General features: G+C 71.7%; 17 protein-coding genes. 8 read left to right on the plus strand and 9 right to left on the minus strand.

Going from position 1 to position 24,334, the window contains the following annotated elements:
* Nucleotides 1–56 precede the first annotated feature (56 nt).
* Entirely contained in the window at nucleotides 57–1,145 is a 1,089-nt protein-coding gene (locus ACIGFK_RS26325) for an LCP family protein (protein ID WP_376661459.1), read from the minus strand.
* Nucleotides 1,146–1,361: 216 nt separating this feature from the next.
* Between ACIGFK_RS26325 and ACIGFK_RS26330 the strand changes: the two genes are divergently transcribed.
* The 5 genes from ACIGFK_RS26330 (at nucleotide 1,362) to ACIGFK_RS26350 (ending at nucleotide 9,760) form a co-directional block, all read left to right on the plus strand.
* Complete coding sequence (locus ACIGFK_RS26330; protein WP_400053805.1) at nucleotides 1,362–2,408, plus strand: hypothetical protein; 1,047 nt, start codon at nucleotides 1,362–1,364, stop codon at nucleotides 2,406–2,408.
* A gap of 384 nt (nucleotides 2,409–2,792) precedes the next feature.
* Nucleotides 2,793–4,490, plus strand: coding sequence for a stealth family protein (locus ACIGFK_RS26335; protein WP_376661460.1), 1,698 nt, complete (start codon nucleotides 2,793–2,795; stop codon nucleotides 4,488–4,490).
* The gene (locus ACIGFK_RS26340) at nucleotides 4,487–5,449 is read left to right on the plus strand and encodes a hypothetical protein (RefSeq protein WP_376661457.1); all 963 of its coding nucleotides are present in this window, start codon (nucleotides 4,487–4,489) and stop codon (nucleotides 5,447–5,449) included. Before ACIGFK_RS26335 ends, ACIGFK_RS26340 begins: the two co-directional genes overlap by 4 nt.
* Nucleotides 5,449–8,322 (plus strand): stealth conserved region 3 domain-containing protein, encoded by a 2,874-nt coding sequence (locus ACIGFK_RS26345; protein ID WP_376661456.1) that lies wholly within the window; start codon nucleotides 5,449–5,451, stop codon nucleotides 8,320–8,322. The genes ACIGFK_RS26340 and ACIGFK_RS26345 overlap by 1 nt, the downstream gene beginning before the upstream one ends.
* Nucleotides 8,323–8,368: 46 nt before the next feature.
* Entirely contained in the window at nucleotides 8,369–9,760 is a 1,392-nt protein-coding gene (locus tag ACIGFK_RS26350; protein ID WP_376661455.1) for a GDSL-type esterase/lipase family protein, read from the plus strand.
* Nucleotides 9,761–9,806: 46 nt separating this feature from the next.
* Here the strand turns inward: ACIGFK_RS26350 and ACIGFK_RS26355 are convergent, their stop codons facing one another.
* From ACIGFK_RS26355 to ACIGFK_RS26365, 3 genes are all read right to left on the minus strand, one after another.
* A complete protein-coding gene (locus ACIGFK_RS26355; protein ID WP_400053808.1) occupies nucleotides 9,807–10,814 on the minus strand; it encodes an endonuclease/exonuclease/phosphatase family protein in 1,008 nt (335 codons plus the stop codon).
* 129 nt (nucleotides 10,815–10,943) lie between these two features.
* Nucleotides 10,944–13,073 carry a 3-hydroxyacyl-CoA dehydrogenase NAD-binding domain-containing protein gene (locus ACIGFK_RS26360; RefSeq protein WP_376656963.1) on the minus strand — a complete coding sequence of 710 codons (2,130 nt, stop codon included), beginning with the start codon at nucleotides 13,071–13,073 and terminating at the stop codon, nucleotides 10,944–10,946.
* Entirely contained in the window at nucleotides 13,070–14,296 is a 1,227-nt protein-coding gene (locus ACIGFK_RS26365; RefSeq protein WP_030234769.1) for an acetyl-CoA C-acyltransferase, read from the minus strand. The genes ACIGFK_RS26360 and ACIGFK_RS26365 overlap by 4 nt, the downstream gene beginning before the upstream one ends.
* 335 nt (nucleotides 14,297–14,631) lie before the next feature.
* On the opposite strand from ACIGFK_RS26365, the gene ACIGFK_RS26370 reads away from it, so the two are divergent.
* Complete coding sequence (locus ACIGFK_RS26370; protein ID WP_376656962.1) at nucleotides 14,632–15,822, plus strand: alpha/beta hydrolase; 1,191 nt, start codon at nucleotides 14,632–14,634, stop codon at nucleotides 15,820–15,822.
* A gap of 39 nt (nucleotides 15,823–15,861) precedes the next feature.
* Here the strand turns inward: ACIGFK_RS26370 and ACIGFK_RS26375 are convergent, their stop codons facing one another.
* From ACIGFK_RS26375 to ACIGFK_RS26385, 3 genes are all read right to left on the minus strand, one after another.
* The gene (locus tag ACIGFK_RS26375; RefSeq protein ID WP_376656961.1) at nucleotides 15,862–17,145 is read right to left on the minus strand and encodes an HRDC domain-containing protein; all 1,284 of its coding nucleotides are present in this window, start codon (nucleotides 17,143–17,145) and stop codon (nucleotides 15,862–15,864) included.
* A 138-nt stretch (nucleotides 17,146–17,283) separates the two neighbouring features.
* Nucleotides 17,284–17,946 carry a response regulator transcription factor gene (locus ACIGFK_RS26380; RefSeq protein ID WP_007267191.1) on the minus strand — a complete coding sequence of 221 codons (663 nt, stop codon included), beginning with the start codon at nucleotides 17,944–17,946 and terminating at the stop codon, nucleotides 17,284–17,286.
* 288 nt (nucleotides 17,947–18,234) lie between these two features.
* Nucleotides 18,235–18,891, minus strand: a complete 657-nt coding sequence (locus tag ACIGFK_RS26385) for a DUF3000 domain-containing protein (protein ID WP_376656960.1) — start codon at nucleotides 18,889–18,891, stop codon at nucleotides 18,235–18,237.
* Between the two features lie 91 nt (nucleotides 18,892–18,982).
* On the opposite strand from ACIGFK_RS26385, the gene hemE reads away from it, so the two are divergent.
* Nucleotides 18,983–20,047 carry a uroporphyrinogen decarboxylase gene (hemE, locus tag ACIGFK_RS26390; RefSeq protein WP_376656959.1) on the plus strand — a complete coding sequence of 355 codons (1,065 nt, stop codon included), beginning with the start codon at nucleotides 18,983–18,985 and terminating at the stop codon, nucleotides 20,045–20,047.
* Between the two features lie 218 nt (nucleotides 20,048–20,265).
* On the opposite strand, the gene ACIGFK_RS26395 is transcribed toward hemE, so the two are convergent.
* Nucleotides 20,266–21,648 (minus strand): FAD-dependent oxidoreductase, encoded by a 1,383-nt coding sequence (locus tag ACIGFK_RS26395; RefSeq protein ID WP_376656958.1) that lies wholly within the window; start codon nucleotides 21,646–21,648, stop codon nucleotides 20,266–20,268.
* Nucleotides 21,649–21,709: 61 nt separating this feature from the next.
* Nucleotides 21,710–22,699 (minus strand): DUF4349 domain-containing protein, encoded by a 990-nt coding sequence (locus ACIGFK_RS26400; protein ID WP_376656957.1) that lies wholly within the window; start codon nucleotides 22,697–22,699, stop codon nucleotides 21,710–21,712.
* Nucleotides 22,700–22,837: 138 nt separating this feature from the next.
* On the opposite strand from ACIGFK_RS26400, the gene hemG reads away from it, so the two are divergent.
* The gene (gene hemG / locus ACIGFK_RS26405; protein WP_400053812.1) at nucleotides 22,838–24,328 is read left to right on the plus strand and encodes a protoporphyrinogen oxidase; all 1,491 of its coding nucleotides are present in this window, start codon (nucleotides 22,838–22,840) and stop codon (nucleotides 24,326–24,328) included.
* Nucleotides 24,329–24,334: the final 6 nt, after the last annotated feature.

The raw sequence follows: 24,334 nt of genomic DNA on the forward strand, positions 1-24,334 counted from the left end.
TTCACCCGTACGGCCGGCTCCGTGTGCGCGGGCCCCGTGTGCGGGGGCACGGTCCGTCAGCCGGTGCCCTTGGCGGGGGAGTCCTTCGCCGAGGCCGGGATCTTCTCGTCCTTGCGCAGGGCGTCCCACAGCTGGGTGGCCTGCGGCTCGGCGACGACCACGCGGTTCTTGTCCACCTTGTCGTAGGCGACCGGCAGCATGATCGTCTCCATCGTGTCCGGGTCCACGCCCTTCATGCTCTTGGCGAAGTCGGCCAGCGCGGTGAGGGAGGCGAGGTCGGAGTCGGTGGTCAGGGACTTGGTGCCGGCGTCGGCGAGCTTGTAGAGGCGCGCCGGGTTGCCGAACGCGTCCTGGTTCTTGATCTCCTTCAGCAGCCCCATCATGAAGGTCTGCTGGAGGCTGATGCGGCCGAGGTCGCTGCCGTCGGCGTAGCCGTGCCGGGTACGGACGAACTTGAGCGAGTCGGTCCCGTTCAGCCGGTGCTCGCCCGCTTCCAGGTTGAGCCCGCCCTTGATCGGCTTGTCCAGCTTGACGGTCACGCCGCCGAGGGCGTCCACCAGGCCCTTGAAGCCGGCGAAGTCGACCACGACGAAGTGGTCCACGCGGACGCCGGACATCTGCTCCACGGTGTTGACCACGCAGGCAGGACCGGCCACCGGGAAGATGCTGTTGAACATGACGCGCTTCTGGGACGGGACTGCCTTGCCGTCCTCGTCCTTGCACTCGGGCCGGGTCACCAGGGTGTCGCGGGGGATGCTGATCGCGGTCGCCTTGGAGCGGCCCTCGGGTATGTGGATCAGCATCGTGGTGTCGGAGCGGGCGCCGCTGACATCGCCGTGGTCGAGGTCGCCGTTGGCGCCGGCCCGGGAGTCGGATCCGAGCACGAGGACGTTCTGCGCGCCGGCGACCACCTTCTGCGGGCGGTTGTCACCGATCGCCTTGTCGAGGTCGACGCTGGAGATGTTGCCGTCGAGGTGGCTGTACAGCCACCATCCGGTGCCGGCGCCCGCGAGGAGGAGGACGACGAGGGTCAGCAGGACGACCCGCCTGACGCGCTGTCCGCGGGTCCGGACACGCTTGCGTCCGCGGCCCTCGGAGGAGTCGCGAGGAGTCTCGCGGCCCGGTGTCATGACGTCCTGGCTCATCCGGTGAGTCCTCAATGGTGTTGGTCGGCTCGGGCGTTGGGGGCGCGGCATCCGTGACCGGGACGGCGCGCCCGCGCTGGCCGTGCATTATAGACAGTAAATGGGATGGGCGTACGATTTGATGTCCTGATTCATGCGTGCGGACGTCCCACTATCATTCGGCTCGACGGTGGCCCCCGGGCCGTTCGGACAGGTCTAGGGAAGGGTCGCGGCACGGTGAGCGAATTCGTCGTCGACGGGCGCTGGCTCGCCCTGGGCAAGGACGGGCGGCTCACGGCCTTCGTCCGCACCCGCGGCGGTCTGCTGCGGTGGACGGAAGAGGCTCCGGGCGGACCGAAGTGGACCGGCCCCGACTTCGTGGAGACCCCCGAGCTCAGCCACGTCACGGTGGTCCAGGGCGCCGACTGCTACCTGCACATCCTGGGCCGCCGCACCGCGCGCGGCGCCGACGGGACGCCGGTCGTGGACTTCGTCCACGCGACCCAGTTCCAGACGGGGCGCCCGCTCACCGACTGGCGCTCCCTCGGCAACCCCTCCAAGGACCCGGCGCGCGCCGCGGTGGCGGGTCCGCCGGTCGGCACGGTCTCGGCGTCCGGGGCGGTGTACCTGTTCGTACGGCACGCCGGCGCCGGTGTGTCGATGCGCCGGGAGGGCCGCCGGGGCGCCTGGGAGTCGTGGAAGAACCTCCAGGGCCAGCGGGGGATCGACGGCCTGGCCGCGGTGACCGCCTCCACGGGGCTGATCGAGGTGCTGGCCCCCGCGGACAACGGCCGCACCATGCACTGGACGCAGTCGGTGCCGGACGGCGACGTCGAGCGGCGCCCGAACATCCGCATCGCCCCTGCCGCGGGCAGCGCCGTGGCCCTGGAGACCTCGCCGGGCCGGGTCACGTACTACTGGACCGACGCCGAGACCGGCGGCATCCTCGCCCACCGCGTGGGCGACTGGATCATCCCCCTCGGCGGTGCCCCGGCCGAGGGACGGCTCGCTGCCGTGCGGGCCGTCCTCGACGGGTACGACTGCACGGTGCTCGCGCACTGGGGGTACGACGGCCAGGTGATGCTGGCCGCCTGCGGCTCGGAGAACGAGGGCGCGGGCGTGTGGTGGTCGCCGACCGGCGAGGCCACGGTCTGCCCGCCGGCGCTGGCGCTCGACGGCTACGGGCGCGTCGTGATCGCCGCCGTGGACCCGGCCGGAGGGCTGCGCATCGTGCGGCAGAGCGACGAGCCCGGCCTGGTCATGAATCCTGCGGTTCAGGTGTAAATCCGCAGATTTTCCGTTTCGTCCACCTTGTGTGGCCGGAATTCGCCGACTGGATCTTGTGAGCTTGTTCACAAGATATTTGCCAAAGCTTGAACATGTCCTAATTGTGGGCCTGTTGAGGTGTCCGGGCGGCGGACAGTAGATGGACAACCCGTTAGTACAAGTGTGAAGATCCGATAAGCGTCCGGGGGGTCGTGGAGGAGGGGGCAAGCCCGCGGCGCGGCATACCGAGTCCGGAGCGACCGGTCAGATGTGACCACTTGCGATGTGGACGGATGCGGATACGTGGTGAGCAACCCAGAGGCCAGTAATCTCGTGGCGGGCTACCGCTCGCTGGTTCCCGTCCAGGCCCGCAGACGCATCGTGCGCTCGGTGCCCAAGCCCATGCGCACCGGTGTCATGAAGAGCATGACCCTCGTCGACTCCGCCCGCTCCGCCGTCGTCGTACGCGCCATGGGCGGCCACGCGGACCATGCCGGTGCGAGCGAGGACGCCTCCCTGCGCGTCGTCCGCGTCCAGGGCAAGCACGTCCACGCGATGGTCGTCGCCGGCGCCACGGAATGGGCCGCACAGGCCCGCAACCTCCACCTCCTCGTCGGGATGCTCGAGGAAGCCGGCATCGACCACTTCTGCGTCCGCGGCACCGGCAAGCCCAACCCGTGCGTCGCCGTGTCCGCCGCCCAGCGCGACGAGGTCGAGGACGTCCTCCAGTACGCCTTCGGGATCAACCCCGGCTACGTGGCCGAGGGCTCCGGGCAGTACCGGCCGGGAGCCTCCGCCAAGACCTGGCGCCGCAACCGCTCCCGTGAGGTCCTGCGCCTGTTCTGGATCGTCTGCGACCCGACGGGGAACCTGGTCTTCGCGCAGGAGTCCGGCGTCGACCTGGAGTTCTGGGAGGAGTCGGACGGCCGCCTCGTCGCGCCCCGGCCCAACAGCGTGGTCACCGAGGTCCCCGTGGACGGCCCCCGCACCTGGGCGCCGCAGCAGCTGTTCAGCCCGGTGCCCGCCCCCTACTGGAGCGGGGAGGCGCGCACCCTCGCCGAGTTCACCGCCCCGCTGCCCTCCGACCACCTCTTCCCGATCGACGTCGTCTACACCTGGGTGGACGACTCCGACCCGGTCTGGCGGGCCGGCAAGGACGCGGCCCGCCGCGGCATCACCTCCGGGGCGACCGCCCCGCTGCACGAGCAGGCGGCCAACGACGCACGCTTCACCAGCCGGGACGAGCTGCGCTACTCGCTGCGGTCCATCCACCAGTACGCGCCGTGGATCCGCCAGATCTTCCTCGTCACCGCCGGCCAGGCACCGGGCTGGCTCAACACCGAGTACCCGGGCCTGCGGGTCGTCGACCACCGCGAGATCTTCTCCGACCCGGCGGCGCTGCCGACCTTCAACTCGCACGCCATCGAGAGCCAGCTCCACCACATACGCGACCTGTCGGAGCACTTCCTCTACCTCAACGACGACGTGTTCTTCGGCCGCCCGGTGCGCCCCGGACACTTCTTCCACTCCAACGGGCTGTCGAAGTTCTTCATGTCCAAGGCGCTGATCCCGCCGGGCGGGGTCAGCTCCCAGGACCTGCCCGTCAACGCGGCCGGCAAGAACAGCCGCGGCCTGATCGCCCAGCAGTTCGGGACCTTCATCTCCCAGAAGATGAAGCACACCCCGCACGCATTGCGCCGCAGCGTCCTCTCCGAGATCGAGCACGTCTACGCGCAGGCCCACTGGACCACCCAGCACTCGCGCTTCCGCTCCCCGCACGACGTGCCGATCGCCTCCTCGCTGCACCACTACTACTCGTACCACTCGGCCCGCGCCACGGTCGGCGACCTGCGCTACGTGTACATCGACATCGGCGACAAGGCGGCGCAGCAGCGCCTCGACCGGCTCGTGGCCCGCCGGGACTTCGACACCTTCTGCATCAACGACACCGTTGCGCCCAAGGACAAGGACGCCCAGGCGCGCATGGTCGAGCGGTTCCTCGACTCGTATTTCCCCGTACCGAGCCCCTACGAGCTGGCGGACGGGGTGGGTACTCCCACCCGGCGCACCGCCGAGCTGGGAAGCACGCACTACCGATGAAGAATTACCTCAAGAGGCTGCTGCGTTCGCGTGAGTCGTTCGTGGCCGCGCTGGCCCCGCGTCTCGTCGCCCTCCGCTCCTGGCTGATGGTGCACGTCTTCCTGCCCCGGCGCGTCCGCCGGGCCGCAGTGCTGCAGTACGCGCAGGTGCTCGACGGGCACACCATGAACCTGCACGCCGAGCTGCCCGACTCGGCCCCGCTCGGGGAATCCGCGGAGCTGGAGCTGAAGCACGGCCGGCGCTCCTTCCGCACGACGGTGCGGCTCTACGAGGACCGCGAGGACCGGCTGCTGATGGACGCCGCCGTCCTCCTCGGGGCCGGCCCCGGGGGCCTGCCCGTCACCAGCGGCCGCTGGAAGACGACGCTGCTGATCCAGGACGGCCGCAAGACCCGCAAGTACAAGCTCGTGCTGGTCGAGCCGCCCGTGCCCTACGAGGGTCCGACCAAGCCGATGCACGCCTCGCCCGTCGACGGCCTGCGCCACCGCCTCGGCCGCACCGTCGCCGGCAGCCTGACCGTGGTCACCTCGAACCCCAAGCCGCTGGCCGAGGTCGTGCGCGTCGACCTCTCGCACTCCTCGATGGTCGTCGACTTCCGGCTGCTCGGCACCCGTCTCGAGGAGCCCTGGGCCGAGTTCACCGCCTCCCGCCGCCGGCTCCAGCGCCCGCTGGAGCCGCTGCCCGGAGGTGCCTGGCGGGTCGTCGTACCGCTGGAGGAGATGCCGCCGGCGCGCGCCACCGACCACTGGGACGTGTCCGTCGCCTCGAAGGGCTCGCGCGCCCTGCGCATCGGCCGGCAGCTGCACGACGTGCGCAACCCGATGCGCGTCTTCAGCATCAACAAGGCCGTCGTGGCCCCCAGGGGCCTCCCGCCCATGATCGTCCACCCCCGTTACACCCCCGCGGGCAACCTCCGGGTCACCTGCAGCCGTATGCCCGAAGCCGGGCGGAGAGCCTGATGAAGATCACTTTTCTGCTGACCACTGCCGACGCCGTGGGAGGCACCGAACGAGCTGTCTTCAACCAGGCCGCCGAGCTGGCGTCCCGCCACGACGTACGGGTCCTCAGCATCTTCCGCAGCCAGCCCCAGCTGTTCTTCCCGATCGACGAGCGGGTCCGCGTCGACTACCTCATCGACCAGACCGGCCCCGTGCCGCGCCCGACGCGCTCGATGGACCTGGGCGACGAGACGTACGCCGTCCTCTCCAAGCAGTCCAGCAACCTGGTCGACCGCGCCTGGGAGGCAGCGTTCAACCGGCTCTCGGACATCGAGCTCGAACTCGCGCTCCAGCACACCGACACCGACATCCTCATCACGACCACTCCGGCCCTGATGGCGCTGGCGGTCCAGCTCGCCCCCAGCCGGGTCATCACCGTGCACCAGGAGCACCGCGTCTCCGAGCTGCGCGGCACCAGCGGCGAGCCGCTCCTGAAGTACTCGGCGCGCCTCGACGCCCTCGCCGTGCTCAGCGGCCGCACCCGTGACTGGTTCGCCGAGACCCTCGGCGCCAGCGCGCCCCGCATCGAGGTCATCCCCAACGCCCTGCCCACCGGGTTCCGGCCGCGCTCCACCCTGGAGACCCGCACGGTCGTCACCGCCGGCCGGCTCGTCGGCGAGAAGCAGCTCGACCACGCGATCAACGCCTGGGCGCAGATCGCCCCCCGCCACCCCGACTGGGTCCTGCGCATCTTCGGCGACGGGCCGCTCGCCGGAGTGCTGCGCCGCCAGATCAACCAGCTCGGCCTGCACGACAGCATCCAGCTCAACGGCAACACCCCGCACCTCGCCGAGGAGTGGGCCAAGGCCAGCATCGCGCTGATGACCTCCCGCAACGAGGCCTTCCCGCTCGTCCTCATGGAGGCGCAGGCCGCGGGCGTGCCCGTGCTCTCCTACGACTGCCCCAACGGGCCCAGCGAGATCATCCTGGACGGCCGCTCGGGCATCCTGGTCCCGCACGGCGACGTCGAGGCCCTCGCCCTGCAGCTCAACCGCCTCATCGAGGACCAGCAGCTGCGCCACCGGATGGGCGCCGAGGCCGCCCACACGATCCACCGGTTCGACCCGCCGCAGATCACCGCGCAGTGGGAGAAGCTCTTCAAGGAGCTGGCGGGCCACCGCGAGAGCGGCCGCCGCGACGCCGTCAAGGCCGACCGGCTCGCCCTGCACGCCGTCCACAGCGGACTCACGGGCGCGGCCACCGCGGCCGCGCCCGCCCCCGCGAGCCAGTCGCGCTCCGGCAACCAGCGCCAGCTGGAACAGCAGGTCGCCAAGCGCCGCCGCGAACTCGTCCGCGACGGCGGCCAGCTCTGCCGGGTCACCGACTCCGAGTCCCCGTTCGACGTCGTCCAGGCGAACATGGCACTGGCCGCCGACGCCCTCGAAGCGGCCGGGGTCCCCTACCTCGTCACGCGCGACACCATGGTGCGCAAGACCATCGCCGTCCACGCCTCCTACCGCGAGGGCGTGCTGAAGGCCCTGGCATCGGCGTACCGGCAGGAAGCCGTCTACGCCGCGTTCCTCAACGAGCGCCAGGACGCCATCACCACCGTCCTCGCCGGGCTCTGCGAGGACCACCTGCAGCTCCAGTGCACCGGCGTCCGCGTCTACCAGAGCGTCGTGACCACCTCGCGGACCCTGCGCATGGGCGCCGTCTACGGCTGCACCATCTCCTTCTGGGAGACCGACCCCGAGGACCCGGAGTTCGTGCGGACCCCCGCCCGCACCCTCATCGGCGACCGGATCTCCCAGTACTCCATGAACCGCGTCCCCACGGTCCTCGCCGGGCGCACCTACCCGACCATCGAGCCCTTCGCGCAGCCCCTGCACGCCGACGTCAACTTCCCGATCGACGCGGTCTACACGTGGGTCGACGGCTCCGACGTGGCCTGGCTGGAGCGCAAGAACCAGGTGCTGTCCGGGCTCGGCCTGGAGACGGTCGACGCCGCCGCCAGCGCCGCCCGCTTCCGCAGCCGCGACGAGCTGCGCTACTCGCTGCGCTCGATCGACATGTACGCGCCGTGGATCCGGAACATCTACATCGTCACCGACCGGCAGGTGCCGGCCTGGCTCGACACCAACCACCACCGGGTCCGCGTCGTCGACCACACGGAGATCTTCGGCAACCGCGGCGCGCTGCCGACCTTCAACTCGCACGCCATCGAAAGCCAGCTCCACAACATCGAGGGCCTCGCCGAGCACTTCCTGTACTTCAACGACGACTTCTTCATGGGCCGCACCGTGCTGCCCAACCTCTTCTTCGAGGGCAACGGGCAGGCGAAGCACTTCATGTCGCCGACCGCCATCCCGATGATCCCCACCCGCCACGACGACGACTTCAACATCAGCGCGGCCAAGAACAACCGCGCCCTGATCGCCGGTTCCTTCGGGCAGGCCCTGACGCACGGCTTCCTGCACGCGCCGTACCCGATGCGCCGCAGCGTCATGGCCGACCTGCACCAGACCTATCCCGAGGTCATGGCGCAGACCGCGGCCAGCCGGCTGCGCTCGCACAGCGACGTGTCCGTCGCGTCGTCGCTGCACCACTACTTCGCCTACCAGACGAGCCGGAGCATCCCGGGCCGCATCGCCTGCGGGTTCGTCAACGTCGGCCTGAGCGAGCACCGCACCCGGCTCACCCGCCTGATGACGGCCCGCCCGCACGACGTCTTCTGTCTGAACGACTACCACGACGGAGACGTCCCGGAGGAGGAGCAGGACGCGATCCTGGCCGCCTTCCTCCCCAGCTACTTCCCGGTCGCCAGCCAATTCGAGTACGGGGCGCCCCGGAACCAGCGCTACCACGCCGGCCGGATGCCCGAGTGGCCCCTGTAGGGCACTTCGGCATGCGTGGAGAGATCAGCGTGACAGAGGAGAAGTCGTGACCAAGCTGTGCATCATCGGGAATTCCGTGGCCGCCTCCCGGACCCCGAAAGAGGCCCCGTTCGCCGGATGGGGCCAGTTCCTGGGCGACTACCTCACGCAGTACGTCGAGGTGAAGAACTACGCGCGCGACGCGATGACGGCGCGCTCGTACTACACCGAGAAGTTCCTGAGCCTGCTCAACCTGCTGAGCCCGGGCGACGTGGTGCTGGTGGACTTCGGCGGCGTCGAGCAGCGCATCGACAAGCCCGCGCTCTACCACACCCACCGGGAGCTGCGGGAGTTCCTCCACCTCTACGTGGCCGCGATCCGCACCGAGGGCGCCGTCCCCGTGCTGCTCACCCCGGCCGTGCGCTGCGTCTTCGAGGCCGACGGGTCGGTCGCCGACACCCGCGACGGCTACCCGCAGGTGGTGCGGGAGGTCGCCGCCGAGACCGGCACCCCGCTGATCGACGTGAACCTGCTGACCGCGCAGATGCTGCACGAGCTGGGCCCCCAGCGGGCCCGCCAGTACTACCGCTGGGTCGATGCGGGCGAGCACCCCAACCACCCCGACGGGCTGATCGACGCCTCCCACTTCAACGAGCTCGGCGCCCGCGAGGTCGCCCGGGTCATCGCCATCGGGATGGGCCAGACCGGCGGCCTGCCCTACGGGCTGGTGAGCCCGGAGGCGGTCGCACAGAACCCGGCCTACCCGCCGGTGCTGACCGAGTTCACCGTCGAGTCGCCCGAGCGCGCCCTCCAGGGCCCCGGAGGGGCGGCGCCCGCCCCGGTGTTCAGCGGGCCGAAGCCCGGCCAGGCCGTCAGCGCCATGCAGAAGTTCTGGGGCACGGCCGCGCCCGGCACCTCGTACCTGCTCTTCTTCGAGCAGGGCCACTACATCGGCGGCACCCGGGTCAACGCCGAAGGCAAGTGGACCTGGCGCCGGGCGGTCAAGTGGCAGGCGGGCGACCGTCTGGTGCAGGCCGTCGGCATCACCGGCCAGGGCCTGTCCGACCTGGCCCAGCTGCCGTTCCAGGTGTGGGACACCGTCGAGCCCCCCGTCGTGCTCGGCCCCCGCCAGGGCACCATCAGCGGGCCCCGGCCGCGCTTCTCGGGGACCGCGGTCCCCGGCGTCTCGCAGGTGATGGTGCGGGAGGGGCAGCGGCTGATCGCCGCGGCCCCGGTGCAGAAGGACGGCACCTGGAAGGTCACCCACCAGCACGACTGGCGGCCGGGCACCTACGAGCTGGAGTTCGTGGCCATCTTCAGTGCGATCCACTCCAAGCCCGCCCAGTACACCCTGCGCGTGCACGGCATCCCGGAAGGGCACTGGATCCGCGAGTCCACGATGTCCCGGGTGCCGTGCGACGAGAAGTGCGACCACATGCCCTTCGCGGGCCGCTGGTGAGGCAGGCGCCGGCCGGGGCCGTCCCTCCGGGAGGGGAAGGGACGGCCTAGCGGTTGATCCGCACCGTCGCGTAGACCGGTGCGTGGTCGGACTTGCCGTTGGGCGGCATGTCCTCCTCGTTCGGGGTGGTGTCCATCCGGGAGCGGTCGATCCCGCAGCCCGAGAGGGAGGCCTTGGTGCCGTTCTGTTCCCGGCTGACGAAGATGTGGTCCAGGGTCCGGTACACGTGCTTGCCGGCCTTGGCGTCCCAGGAGTGGTGCGTGGTCTGCTCCTCCTGCGTCAGGAGCTTGCACTCCGTCAGCGTGCTGGTCAGCGGGACCAGTTCGGGGGACTTGGAGCTGCGGTTGAAGTCCCCGGTCAGGACGTACGGCTTCCCGTCGGGCGAGATCCGCTCGGCGATCCGGGCGGCCTGATCGGCGCCCCGCTTGTCGCTCGAGGGCAGCAGGTGGATCGTGCAGATCCGGTGCGACCAGCCCTCCACGTCGACGCACAGCAGCGGGGAGACCTGGCCGTAGTTCTCGGCGGGGTCGTCCGTGAGGGTGTTGCCTTCGGTGGACGAAACGATTTTCCCGCGCACCGCGACCGCCACGCCCAGCTCACCGGTGAGGGAGCCGCGGCACTCCGACGCCCCGTCGGGCCGGGTCCCGCGGGCGCGCAGCACCGTCCAGCCCGGTTCGAGGGCGGCCTCCAGCAGGGCCAGGTGGCTGCCCGGTGCGCCGCCGCAGACCTCCTGGAGGGTGACGACGTCGGCGTGCCGCTCGGAGACCATCGCCTTGATCTCGGCCACGGTCAGGTCCGGCCGGTTGCGGTTGGGGCAGAAACCGCGCTGCCCGCGCTGCCCGCCCGCCTCCCCGCAGATGTTCCAGTCCAGGACGTTGATCCGCTTCATAGGGGCCGGAACCGCCGGCCCCTGCTGCGCCGAGGGCGCCTTCTCGCGGGTCATGGCGTATCCGGCCGCCCCGATGAGGGCGGCGACCACTGCGCACAGCGCCGTCACCACGACCGCCGTCGGGATCCTGGGAAAGCGGCCGGAACTGCTGTTGCGCTCGAACATTCCCCGATTATCCGGGGTGGCGTACGGATCCCGGACACCGGGTGGCCGCAAGACGAACGGCGCCCGCCCTCCGGGGGAGGACGGGCGCCGTTCGGGTGGCGGCCGGCGTCATGCCGGCCGCCGACGGCCTCAGGCCGGGACGCTCGCGACGCCCGGGGCCAGGAACTTCTTGCCGTTCACGCGCTCCGAGACACCCTCACGGTCCAGGTACGGCGTGATGCCGCCCAGGTGGAAGGGCCAGCCGGCGCCCGTGATGAGGCAGAGGTCGATGTCCTGGGCCTCGGCCACGACACCCTCCTCCAGCATCAGGCCGATCTCCTGCGCCACCGCGTCCAGGACGCGGTCGCGGACCTGCTCCTCCGTCAGGACGGAGTCGCCCTGCACCAGGAGGGCGGCGACCTCGGGGTCCAGCTCCGGCTTGCCGGAGTCGTACTTGTAGAAGCCGCGCTTGCCGGCCTTGACGACGGCAGCCAGGTTCGGGGAGACGGTGAAGCGCTCCGGGAAGGCGCGGTTCAGGGTCTCGGACACATGCAGACCGATGGCCGGGCCGACGAGCTCCAGGAGCACCAGCGGGGACATCGGCAGGCCGAGCGGCTCGATGGCCTTCTCCGCCGTGACGACCGGGGTGCCCTCGTCGATGACGTTCTGGATCTCGCCCATGAAGCGGGTCAGGATGCGGTTCACGACGAACGCCGGGGCGTCCTTCGTCAGCACCGCGGTCTTCTTCAGCTTCTTGGCGACACCGAAGGCCGTGGCCAGCGAGGCGTCGTCCGTCTGCTCACCGCGGACGATCTCCAGCAGCGGCAGGATCGCGACCGGGTTGAAGAAGTGGAAGCCGACCACGCGCTCCGGGTGCTGGAGCTTCGAGGCCATCTCCGACACCGACAGCGAGGAGGTGTTGGTGGCGAGGATCGCGTGCGCCGGGGCGACCGCCTCGACCTCCGCGAACACCTTCTGCTTGACGGACATCTCCTCGAACACGGCCTCGATGATGAAGTCCGCGTCCGCGAAGCCCTCGGCCTTGTCCAGGACACCCGTCACCAGGGCGGTCAGGCGGTTGGCCTTGTCCTGGTTGATGCGGCCCTTGCCGAGCAGCTTCTGGATCTCGGCGTGGACGTAGCCCACGCCCTTGTCCACGCGCTCCTGGTCGATGTCGGTGAGGACCACCGGCACCTCGAGGCGGCGCAGGAACAGCAGGGCCAGCTGCGAGGCCATCAGGCCCGCGCCGACGACGCCGACCTTGGTGACCGGGCGCGCCAGGCTCTTGTCCGGGGCGCCGGCCGGGCGCTTGCCGCGCTTCTGGACCAGGTTGAAGGCGTAGATGCCCGAGCGCAGCTCGCCGCCCATGATGAGGTCGGCCAGGGCCGTGTCCTCGGCGTCGAAGCCGGCCTGCAGGTCGCCGTCCTTGGCCGCGGCGATGATGTCCAGCGCGCGGTAGGCGGCCGGAGCGGCGCCGTGCACCTTGGAGTCCGCGATGAAGCGGCCCTTGGCGACGGCCGCGTCCCAGGCCTCGCCGCGGTCGATCTCCGCGCGAACGACCTCGGTGGTGCCGTTCAGGACGTTCGCGGTCCACAGGAGCGACTGCTCCAGGAAGTCCGCGCCCTCGAAGATCGCGTCGGCGATCCCGAGCTCGAAGACCTGCTTGCCCTTGAGCTGGCGGTTCTGGTTCAGCGAGTTCTCGATGATGACCGAGACCGCGCGCTCTGCGCCGATCAGGTTCGGGAGGATGGCGCAGCCGCCCCAGCCCGGAACCAGGCCGAGGAAGACCTCGGGCAGCGAGAAGGCCGGGATGGCCTTCGAGACGGTGCGGTACGAGCAGTGCAGACCGACCTCGACGCCGCCGCCCATCGCCGCGCCGTTGTAGTACGCGAAGGTCGGGACGGCCAGCGCGGACAGACGCTTGAAGACGTCGTGGCCGCCCTTGCCGATGGCGAGCGCCTCGTCGTGCTTCTTCAGCAGCTCGACGCCCTTGAGGTCGGCGCCGACCGCGAAGATGAACGGCTTGCCGGTGATGCCCGCGCCGACGATGGAGCCCGCGAGGGCCTCCTGCTCGACCTGGTCGATCGCCGCGTTCAGGTTGGCGAGGGACTGCGGGCCGAAGGTGGTCGGCTTGGTGTGGTCGAAGCCGTTGTCCAGCGTGATGAGCGCGAAGCGCCCGGCGCCGAACGGCAGGTCCAGGTGACGGACGTGCGCGGACGTGACGACCTCGTCCGGGAACAGCTCGGCCGCGCCCTTCAGGAGCTCAGCGGTGGTGCTCACTTGGAGTCTCCCTCGGCGTTGAAGTTCGGGTTCTCCCAGATGACCGTGGCGCCCATGCCGAAGCCGACGCACATGGTGGTCAGGCCGTAGCGGACGTGCGGCTGCTCCTCGAACTGGCGGGCCAGCTGCGTCATCAGGCGCACGCCGGAGGAGGCGAGCGGGTGACCGAAGGCGATGGCGCCGCCGTACTGGTTCACGCGGGCGTCGTCGTCGGCGATGCCGTAGTGCTCCAGGAAGGCGAGGACCTGGACCGCGAAGGCCTCGTTGATCTCGAACAGGCCTATGTCCTCGATGGACAGGCCGGCCTGGGCGAGGGCCTTCTCGGTGGCCGGGATCGGGCCGTAGCCCATGACCTCCGGCTCGACACCCGCGAAGGAGTACGAGACCAGGCGCATCTTGACCGGGAGGTTGTTCTCCCGGGCGAAGTCCTCGGAGGCGATGATCGCGGCGGTGGCACCGTCGTTGAGACCGGCGGCGTTGCCCGCGGTGACCCGGCCGTGCGTACGGAACGGGGTCTTCAGGCCGGCCAGGTTCTCCAGCGTGGTGCCCGGGCGCATCGGCTCGTCGGTGGTGACCAGGCCCCAGCCCGTCTCACCGGCCGCCTCGTTGGTGTTGCGCACCGAGATCGGGACCAGGTCCTGCTGGATCTTGCCGTCGGCGTACGCCTTGGCGGCCTTCTCCTGCGAGCGCACGGCGTACTCGTCGGCGCGGAGCTTGGTGATCGTCGGGTACCGGTCGTGCAGGTTCTCGGCGGTCATGCCCATGAACAGGGCGGACTCGTCGACCAGCTTCTCGGAGACGAAGCGCGGGTTCGGGTCGACGCCCTCGCCCATGGGGTGGCGGCCCATGTGCTCGACACCGCCGGCGAGGGCGACGTCGTACGCACCGAAGGCCACACCGCCCGCGACGGCGGTCACGGCGGTCAGCGCGCCGGCGCACATGCGGTCGATGGAGTAGCCCGGGACCGACTGCGGCAGGCCCGCGAGGATGCCGGCCGTGCGGCCCAGCGTCAGGCCCTGGTCGCCGATCTGCGTGGTCGCGGCGATGGCGACCTCGTCGATCTTCTTGGGGTCCAGGTCCGGGTTGCGGCGCAGCAGCTCCCGGATCGCCTTCACGACGAGGTCGTCGGCGCGGGTCTCGTGGTAGATGCCCTTCGGGCCCGCCTTGCCGAACGGGGTGCGGACGCCGTCGACGAAGACGACGTCCCTGACGGTACGAGGCACGTTGGCTCTCCTCCAGGTACGGGATGGCGCTGCTGCGCGGGGGCATGCTCGGCCTACGTCACTGAGCGCCCGCTCACCCGGCCCATGCTACTTGCGGGTAACCCTTGTGCACACCCCCTCCCCGAACAGCGGCGAAGGTCACACCGCCCGATACCCCGTGAGCCCCCTCGCGCCCCCGCCGTGCGCCCGGCCGATCGGCATGGCGGGGGCACTCGTACGTGTCGCCGGCCGGGCCCGAGCGGCCGCGTCGATGGCATCGGGCCCGGGCTCAGGCGAACGCTGGGCTGACCCGGGCGCCCGCCCGGGCCCCCGGTTACGAGCAACGGAGACCCTCGATGGCGGAAACGACCTCCAAGGACCACTACGTCGAGCACCACTCGACCATCCCGGCCAACGCCGGTGAGAAGATCAAGCTCTTCGTCCGGGAGCGCAGACCCGTGAACGGCCCGCGCAAGCCCGTCCTGATGCTGCACGGCCGGAGCGTCCCGGCTCTTGCGGGCTTCGACCTGCAGTACAAGGACTACAGCTGGGCCGAGCAGCTGGCCAAGGCGGGCTACGACGTCTTCGTGATGGAGCTTCAGGGGTCAGGGCTGTCGGCGCATCCCGCGGAGATGGACGAGCCGCTCAACGTCAGCCCCGTGCAGCGCCAGCTGCTCTCCCCCAACCCGATCCCGTCGGCCGACCTGCCGGACCCGGACGCCCCTGCGAAGTACGCCTTCCAGCTGAACAACTCCCAGAGCGACTGGGACGAGGTCGACGCGGTCGTCGAGTACATCCGCAAGGAGATCGGCCAGCCCACGGCCAAGATCGACCTGATCGGTTGGTCCGCGGCCGCGCAGCAGCTCGGGCCGTACGCGATCCAGCACCCGGACAAGGTCAAGAGCCTCTTTCTGACGGCGCCGCTCTTCCCGCCCAATGGAAGGGCGAGCAAGCCGAACACCGACTTCGGCGCGCCGGTGGACCTGCCGGTGGGTACCCCGGCGGCGGCCTTCGGCTACCCGATGTCCGTCACCTCGAAGAACGGGCTCACGGCGTCGTGGGCCAGGGACCTGAAGTGTCCGGACCAGCGCGAGAACGGTGTGCTCGACGAGGCGTGGAAGGCGATCCAGGACGTCGACGCGATCGGTGCCACGTGGGGCGGTCCGATGGCCGGAGCGCCGACGGGGTTCGTCAGGGTGCGGAACTCGTTCTGGTGGGGGTGGAACTCCAAGACCGTGCCGCTGCACAACGTCCTCGGTCAGACGGTGCCCGTGTGCCTCGTGTACGGGGAGCACGACTCCATCGTGAACACGGCACCGGACCTGGGGCTGCTGTACTTCTCGGTGCCCGAGCTCTACCGGCTGATCCCGGGGAAGAAGAAGCTGATGTTCCGGCTCTCCTGCGCGGGTCACCAGATCGTCTGGGAGCGGGCGGCCAGTCACCTCCACGCCATGTCCGAGGAATGGCTCAAGAACGGCAAGGTGTTCGGCGAGAAGGGCGGGAGCTTCCACCGGGACGAGGACGGGGTCCTCACTTCGCTCGAGTGAGGACCCCGTCGGGCGGGCCTGGTTTCGGCCGCGGGCCGGTCAGGCGGTCGCGGCCAGGGCCGTGACCAGGGCCGGGGTCACCTGCTCGATCTGCCACGGGCGGGCGCCGTAGCCCGCCAGGGCCGCGGCGACCGCATCCGCCTCGAGCCGCTGCGGCGGCTCCCAGCACAGCCGGCGGACCGTGTCCGGGGTGATCAGGTTCTCCTGCGGCAGGTTCAGCCCCTCCGCGAGCGCCGACACGGCCGTGCGCGCCGCCGCCAGCCGGGCGGCGGCGGCCGGGTCCTTGTCCGCCCACGAGCGCGGCGGCGGGGGACCGGCCGGGCTCGCCCCCGGCTGCGGCAGCTCGTTCTCGGGCAGCGCCTTGGCCCGGTCCACGGCCGCCATCCACTGCTCCAGCTGGCGCCGGCCCATCCGCTGCCCGTAGCCGGGCAGTCCCGACAGCGCCTGCGCGTTCACCGGCAGCGCCAGCGCGGCTTCGACGATCGCGGCGTCGCCCAGCACCTTGCCCGGCGACACGTCACGCCGCTGCGCGATCCGGTCCCGGGACTCCCACAGCTCCCGTACGACCGCCATCTGCCGGCGCCGGCGCACCTTGTGCATGCCCGAGGTGCGCCGCCACGGGTCCTTGCGCGGCGGGGCGGGCGGGGCCGAGGCGATGGCGTCGAACTCCTGGCGGGCCCATTCGAGCTTGCCCTGCCGGTCCAGCTCCTTCTCCAGCGCGTCCCGCAGGTCCACGAGCAGCTCCACGTCCAGGGCGGCGTAGCGCAGCCAGGGCTCCGGGAGCGGGCGGGTGGACCAGTCGACGGCGGAGTGGCCCTTCTCCAGCGCGTAGCCGAGCACGCTCTCGACCATCGCGCCCAGCCCGACCCGGGGGAAGCCGGCCAGCCGGCCCGCCAGTTCCGTGTCGAAGAGCGAGGTCGGCCGCATGCCTATTTCGCGCAGGCACGGCAGGTCCTGGGTCGCGGCGTGCAGGATCCACTCGGTACCGGACAGGGCCTCGCCCAGCGAGGAGAGGTCGGGGCAGCCCACCGGGTCGATCAGCGCGGAGCCCGCACCCTCGCGGCGCAGCTGCACCAGGTAGGCGCGCTGGCCGTAGCGGTACCCGGAGGCGCGCTCGGCATCGACGGCGACCGGTCCGGTGCCCGCGGCGAAGGCCGCGACCACTTCGGCGAGGGCGGCGGCGTCGGCGACGACCGGAGGAATGCCCTCACGGGGCTCGAGCAAAGGAATCGGCGGCCCATCGGACGAACTGACGACTTCGTCCGGGGGGCCGCCCCCGGTGGTGGTGCGCAGGTCTGCTGCGGTCTCTTGGGCGTCGGTCACCGCTCAAGGGTATCCGTGGATGCGCCGCGCCCGTCGCCGGAACGTTCCGTCGACGGGCGCGATCGACATGCGGGGAGTTCGCGGGAAGTCTGCCGGGGGGCTCCCGGCCGTCTATCCGGGGGTTCCGGTCGCCCGCGCTCAGTGGATGATCCCGGTCCGCAGGGCGACGGCGACCATGCCGGCGCGGTCGCCGGTGCCCAGCTTGCGGGCGATACGGGCCAGGTGGGACTTGACGGTCAGGGCGGACAGGCCCATCGAGACGCCGATGGCCTTGTTGGACTGGCCCTCCGCGACGAGGCGCAGGACCTCGACCTCGCGGCCGGAGAGCTCGCGGTAGCCGCCCGGGTGGCTCGGGGCACCCGGGGGGCGGCGGTGCATACGGGCGGCGGCGGCACCGATGGGGGCGGCGCCGGGCCGGGTGGGGAGCCCGATGTTGGTCCGCGTACCGGTGACGACGTAGCCCTTCACCCCGCCCGCGAGGGCGTTGCGGACGGCGCCGATGTCGTCGGCGGCGGACAGGGCCAGGCCGTTGGGCCAGCCGGCGGCGCGGGTCTCGGAGAGCAGGGTGAGACCGGAACCGTCGGGCAGGTGGACGTCGGCCACGCAGATGTCGCGCGGGCTGCCGACGCGGGGGCGGGCCTCCGCGATGGACGAAGCCTCGATCACATCACGTACTCCGAGCGCCCACAGGTGGCGGGTCACGGTGGAACGGACGCGCGGGTCGGCCACGACGACCATGGCCGTCGGCTTGTTCGGGCGGTAGGCGACCAGGCTTGCGGGCTGCTCGAGAAGAACGGACACCTAGGCCTCCTGGGGGAGTGGCGGGACGGCCGGCTCGGGGAAGGAAGCCGGTGCGAACCGTGCGGATGGTCACTGACTCCTTCGGCACGTCACCCGCCCGGCTTTAGGGAATGATCACGATTTGGTGAGTAACAATTCGGGCAATTCGGACGCACGATCGATCATAGGGTGATCAGAAGCCCGCAACGGATGCCGTGTTTCGACACCCTGTTGCGGGCTTCGACCGGTTGTTCCCCGGCTCCTCGTACGTCCGTACGGCGCTCTTCGCGCGTCCGTACGGCCCCGCCGTTACGGGTGGTGCGGACCCCGGCGCTGTGGCAGGGACACCACTCCCGTGACCGTGTCCGTCGGACCCACCGGCGGCAGCCCCGCGATCTGGCACAGCAGCTCGCACCACGCCGACAGGTGCGCCGAGGTGTCCGGCACCCCGCCCACCCCCTCGCGGGGCGTCCACGAGGCCCTGATCTCGATCTGCGTCGCCGGACGCCGTTCCGCGAGCCCGCCGAAGTAGTGCGAGCCGGCCATGGTGACCGTGCCGCTCGCCTCCCCGTACGCCAGCCCGCGCGTCTCCAGCGCCCCCGTCAGCCAGGACCAGCACACCTCGGGGAGGAGCGGGTCCGCGGCCATCTCCGGCTCCAGTTCCGCCCGTACGAGCGTCACCAGCCGGAAGGTGCCCTGCCAGGCCTCGTGCCCGGCCGGATCGTGGAGCAGGATCAGCCGGCCGTCGGCCAGGTCGTCCTCCCCGTCGACGACCGCCGCCTCCAGGGCATAGGCGTACGGCGCCAGCCTCTGCGGCGGCTTCGTGGGATCGATCTCGATCCCCGTGCGCAGCCGCGCCTTCTTCAAGCCGTCGACCGCCCGCCGGAACGGGAGCGGGACGGAGGTCTCCTTCGCGCTGTCCGTACCGTCAGCGCCATCTGAAAATCGTCCCTGAGCCGCAGCCATGCCGGGAAGACTAGGCGGAACGAGCGCCCGTACGGCGCAGCCACACCCGCGCCGGGCCGGGCACTTCGTCATACGTGCGAAGATTCGGGTCGTGAGTGCCAACGAGACGCCCCAGGGCCAGCCGAGCCAGACGTACGATTCCGCCTTCCTCAAGGCGTGCCGGCGTGAGCCGGTGCCGCACACCCCGGTGTGGTTCATGAGGCAGGCAGGGCGCTCGCTCCCCGAGTACCGCAAGGTGCGCGAAGGCACGGCCATGCTGGAGTCCTGCATGCGCCCCGACCTGGTCACCGAGATCACCATGCAGCCGGTGCGGCGGCACGACGTCGACGCGGCGATCTTCTTCTCCGACATCGTGGTCCCGCTGAAGGCCATCGGCGTCGACCTGGACATCAAGCCGGGCATCGGCCCGGTCGTCGCCCAGCCGATCCGCCGCCGCGAGGACCTCGCACAGCTGCGCGACCTCACCCCGGAGGACGTCCCGTACGTCACCGAGGCGATCGGCATGCTCACGGGTGAACTCGGCTCCACGCCGTTGATCGGTTTCGCGGGCGCGCCTTTCACCCTCGCGAGCTACCTCGTCGAGGGCGGACCGTCGAAGAACCACGAGCACACCAAGGCCCTGATGTACGGGGACCCGCAGCTCTGGGCCGAACTGCTGGACCGCCTCGCGGAGATCACCTCCGCCTTCCTGAAGGTCCAGATCGAGGCCGGCGCCTCCGCGATCCAGCTCTTCGACTCCTGGGTCGGCGCGCTGGCCCCGGCGGACTACCGCCGCTCGGTGATGCCGGCGTCGGCGAAGGTGCTGGAGTCCGTGGCCTCGTACGGCGTCCCGCGGATCCACTTCGGCGTGGGCACGGGCGAGCTGCTCGGCCTGATGGGCGAGGCCGGCGCGGACGTCATGGGCGTCGACTACCGGGTCGCGCTGGACGAGGCCGTCCGCCGGGTCGGCCCGGGCAAGGCGCTCCAGGGCAACCTGGACCCCGCGGTCCTCTTCTCCACCCCGGAGGCCGTCGAGGCCAAGACGGACGAGGTGCTGGCGGCTGCGGCCGGGCTGGAGGGCCACGTCTTCAACCTCGGCCACGGTGTCCTCCCGACGACGGACCCGGACGCGCTGACCCGCCTGGTGGACTACGTCCACACGAAGACGGCCCGCTAGCCCCTCGCCCCGCCGCTGCGCGGAGCTGCTCCCCGACCCGCCCTTCCTCCGTTTCCCGGGCTCTGCCCGGACCCCGGTCCTCGAACGCCGGACGGGCTGGAAGATCCAGCCCCGGCAGGTGGCACCTCCCGGCGGTAGCCGGGGGAGTTCGAGGGCCGCCCGTACGGCCCGGGCGCCCGGGCCTGTACCCGGCCCAGGCGCCCGCAGCCCACGGCGGACTACACGCCGGCCGCCCGCACTGCGGCAACGGCCTTCCTGGCGGCCACCAGGACCGGGTCCCAGACCGGGGAGAACGGGGGCGCGTAGCCCAGGTCGAGGGAGACGACCTGTTCGACCGTCATGCCCGCCGTCAAGGCGACCGCCGCGATGTCCACCCGCTTCGCGGACCCGGCCCCGCCCACGATCTGGACGCCCAGCAGCCGCCCCGTGCGCCGCTCCGCCAGCATCTTGACCGTCATCTCCGCCGCGCCCGGGTAGTAGCCCGCCGTGTTCGTCGAGCGGATCGTCGCCGTGACGAAGCGCAGCCCCGCTTCGAGCGCGTCCCGCTCGCGCAGCCCCGTCCGGGCGATCTCCAGGTCGCAGACCTTGCTCACCGCCGTGCCGACGACCCCCGGGAACGTCGCGTAGCCGCCGCCGACGCCCGTGCCGATGACCTGGCCGTGCTTGTTGGCGTGCGTGCCCAGCGGGATGTGCCGGGTGCGGCCCGCGATCAGGTCCAGGACCTCCACGCAGTCACCGCCCGACCAGATGTTCTCGTGGCCCCGGACGCGCATCGAGAGGTCCGTGAGGATGCCGCCGGCGGGGCCGAGCGGGAGGCCGGCGGCACGCGCGAGGGCCGTGCGCGGTTCGACGCCGATGCCGAGGACGACCACGTCCGCCGGGTACTCGTCGCCCGCCGCCGTGGCCACCGCGCGGGCCCGGCCCTCCTCGTCGGTGAGGATCTTCGTCACCTCGGCGCGGGAGACCGTACGGATCCCCATGCCGTTCATCGCGCCGTGCACCAGGGTGCCCATGTCCGGGTCCAGGGTGGACATCGGCTGCTCGCCCCGGTGCAGGACGGTGACCTCGTAACCCCGCCCGACCAGGGCCTCCGCCATCTCCACGCCGATGTAGCCGGCGCCCACGACGACCGCGCGGCGGCCCTGCGTGCGCTCCAGCGTGTCCATGAGGCGCTGGCCGTCGTCCAGGGTCTGGATGCCGTGGACCCCGTGCGCGCCGATGCCCGGGAGCGAGGGGCGGACCGGGCGGGCGCCCGTCGCCAGGACGAGCTTGTCGTAGCCCGTCCAGGATTCGGATCCGGTGTCCAGATCGCGGGCGCGCACCCGCGATCCGGCCAGGTCGAGCTCCACCACCTCGGTGCGGGTGCGCAGGTCGATGTCCCGGGCGCGGTGCTCCTCGGGGGTACGGGCGATCAGGTCGTCCCGCCCGGCCACCTGGCCCCCGACCCAGTACGGGATCCCGCACGCGGAGTACGAGGTGAAGTGCCCGCGTTCGAAGGCGGTGATCTCCAGTTCCTCCGGGCCCTTGAGCCGGCGGGCCTGTGACGCGGCGGACATCCCCGCCGCGTCCCCGCCGACCACCACCAGTCGTTCCCTCGCCATGGTCCCTACCGCCCCTTCGCAGCGCCCTCCAGATGGGAACACGCTACGTGCGAACGTGCGTTCAGTCCTGGACCCCGGCCCCCGTTTCCGAAGTCCCCGCCGGGCGGGCCGCCGGGACCTGCACCCTCGCCGGGGCCGGGGCGGCCTTCGGAGCCGCCGGGCGCAGCCGCCGGTACAGCCGGTACCCGAGCCCCGCCACCGCGGCCACCGCCGCGAACGGGAGCAGTGCGCCGACCGCCACCAGCAGGTAGCGCACGAGCTCGGTGAAGACGTCCCAGCCGCCGTGCAGCGCCCCCAGGAACGTGGGCTCCTTCTCCTTCTTCGCCGCCGCCTTCGCGGGCGGCTCCGAGACCTCCAGGGTGATCGTGCCCATCGAGGTCTGGTCCTTCAGCGCGGTCTGCTGCGCCTGCAGCGACTCCAGGTCGGACTGGCGCCGGCTCAGCTCGCCCTCCAGCATCACCACGTCGCCCAGCGCCGAGGCCTTGTCCATCATCTCCCGCACCCGCGCCACACTGGCCTGCTGCGAGGCGACCCGGCTGCCGATGTCGGCCACCTTCTCGGTCACGTCCTGCGCGTCGACCTTGCGGTGCAGGAGCTTCCCGCTGCCCTCCATGGCACCGAGCACCGCGTCGTACCGCTCGCCGGGCACCCGCAGGGTCAGCGTGGAGGTCATCCGGCCGTCCTCGCCGCGTCGGGTGGACTCGGATCCGACGTAGCCGCCCGCCCCGTCGGCCGCCGTGCGGGCCGCCGCGAGGGTCTTCTGCGGGTCCGCCGTCTCGATGCCCAGCGTCGCCGTGCGGATGACGTTCGGGCGGACCGCGGCCGGCGGCTGCTGCCCGTTCTTGTCCGCGGCGGGGGGCGCCGCCGCGCCTGCGCCCCCCTTCCCCTGCGCCGGGGCGGGCGCCTGGGCCGCGCCCTCCCGGGGGGCGACCGCCGCCTTGTCCGCGGAGGTGTCGCTCGAGCCGCCCGCGCAGCCGGTGAGGGCGAGCGCCCCCGCCAGCGAAAGGGCGGCCAGGGTGGCCGCGGAACGGTGTCCGAGTGGTGCGCGCATCGTTGAAACCCCCGAGGATCGGCTGGTGTTGCCGTTTCGACGTGCGCCGGACCGTCGCGGGTTTCGCCCCCGCGGTCCCGGGCCGGTCCCGATGCGGTCACGTTCCGGCCTCGGAGATCGGTCTGAGACGATGTGTCCATGCACGAAGCGGACATGCGTACGGATCGCCCCGGCCCGAGCCGGCACGTCGTCGTCATCGGCGGCGGCATCGCGGGCCTCGCGGCAGCCCACCGGCTGCTCGCCGACGGCGTCCGCGTCACGCTGCTGGAGGCCGGGGACCGGCTCGGCGGCAAGCTGTACGCCGGTGAGCTCGCCGGGGCGCGCGTCGACCTCGGTGCCGAATCCGTGCTCGCCCGCCGCCCCGAAGCCCTGGAACTCGCCCGCGCCGTCGGACTCGGCGAGGCGCTCCAGCCGCCCGCCACCGCCACCGCCCACCTGTGGACCCGGGGCGCCCTGCGGCCGATGCCGCGCGGGCACGTCATGGGCGTCCCCGGCGACCTGGAACCGCTCGCCGCCTCCGGAGTGCTCTCCCCGGAGGGCCTGGCCAGGATCGAGGCCGAGCGGGAGCTGCCGCCCACCGAGGTCGGCGAGGACTTCGCCGTCGGCGAGTACGTCGCCGCCCGGATGGGCCGCGAGGTCGTGGACCGGCTCGTGGAGCCGCTGCTCGGCGGGGTCTACGCGGGCGACGCGTACCGGATCTCGATGCGCGCCGCGGTCCCCGCCCTCTACGAGGCCGTCCGCAAGCACCCCACGCTGACCGAGAGCGTCCGCGCCCTGCAGGCCGGGGCCGCGAGCCGCGCGGCCGCCGAGCGCACCACCGTCACCGGCGCGGCCGCCACCGGCGCCTTCTTCGCGGGGATCGAGGGCGGCATCGGCCGCCTCCCGCTCGCCGTCGCCGAGGCCTGCCGGGCCGCCGGGGCGCGCCTGGTCACCGGAACCCCCGTGCGCGAGGTCGTGGCGACGGCCGGGGGCTGGCGGGTCGTCGCCGGCGGCGAGGCCGTCGATGCCGACGGGGTGGTCCTGGCCACTCCCGCGGGGCCGGCCGCCCGGCTGCTCGACGGCCTCTCCCCGGCCGCGGCGGCCGAGCTGCGGGGGGTCGAGTACGCCTCCATGGCCCTGGTCACGATGGCCTTCCGCCGCTCCGAACTGCCGGCCTCCGTCACCGGGGGCGGCGCCAGCGGGTTCCTCGTACCGCCCGTCGACGGCCGGACCATCAAGGCCTCCACCTTCTCCAGCAACAAGTGGGCCTGGGCCGGGGCCGATCCGGAGCTCTTCCTGCTGCGGACCTCCGTCGGCCGGTACGCCGACGAGGCCGATCTGGAACGGGAGGACGGGGAGCTCGTCGAGGTCTCCCTCGCCGACCTGGGCGAGGCCGTGGGCCTCGCCGCCCGGCCGGTGGCCTCCACCGTCACCCGCTGGGACGGCGGTCTGCCCCAGTACCCCGTCGGCCACCTCTCCCGCGTCGAGCGGATCCGCTCCGCGGTGGCCGCCCTGCCCGGCCTCGCGGTGTGCGGAGCCGTGTACGACGGAGTGGGCATTCCGGCCTGTATCGCCAGCGCCCGCAAGGCCGCGGACGCGGTGACCGGCTCGTTCGGAACGCGTTCGGTACCCCCTGGCACCGACCACTGATCAGCA

The sequence above is a fragment of the Streptomyces sp. NPDC085524 genome (assembly GCF_044541755.1).
In the GTDB taxonomy this organism is placed as follows: Bacteria; Actinomycetota; Actinomycetes; order Streptomycetales; family Streptomycetaceae; genus Streptomyces.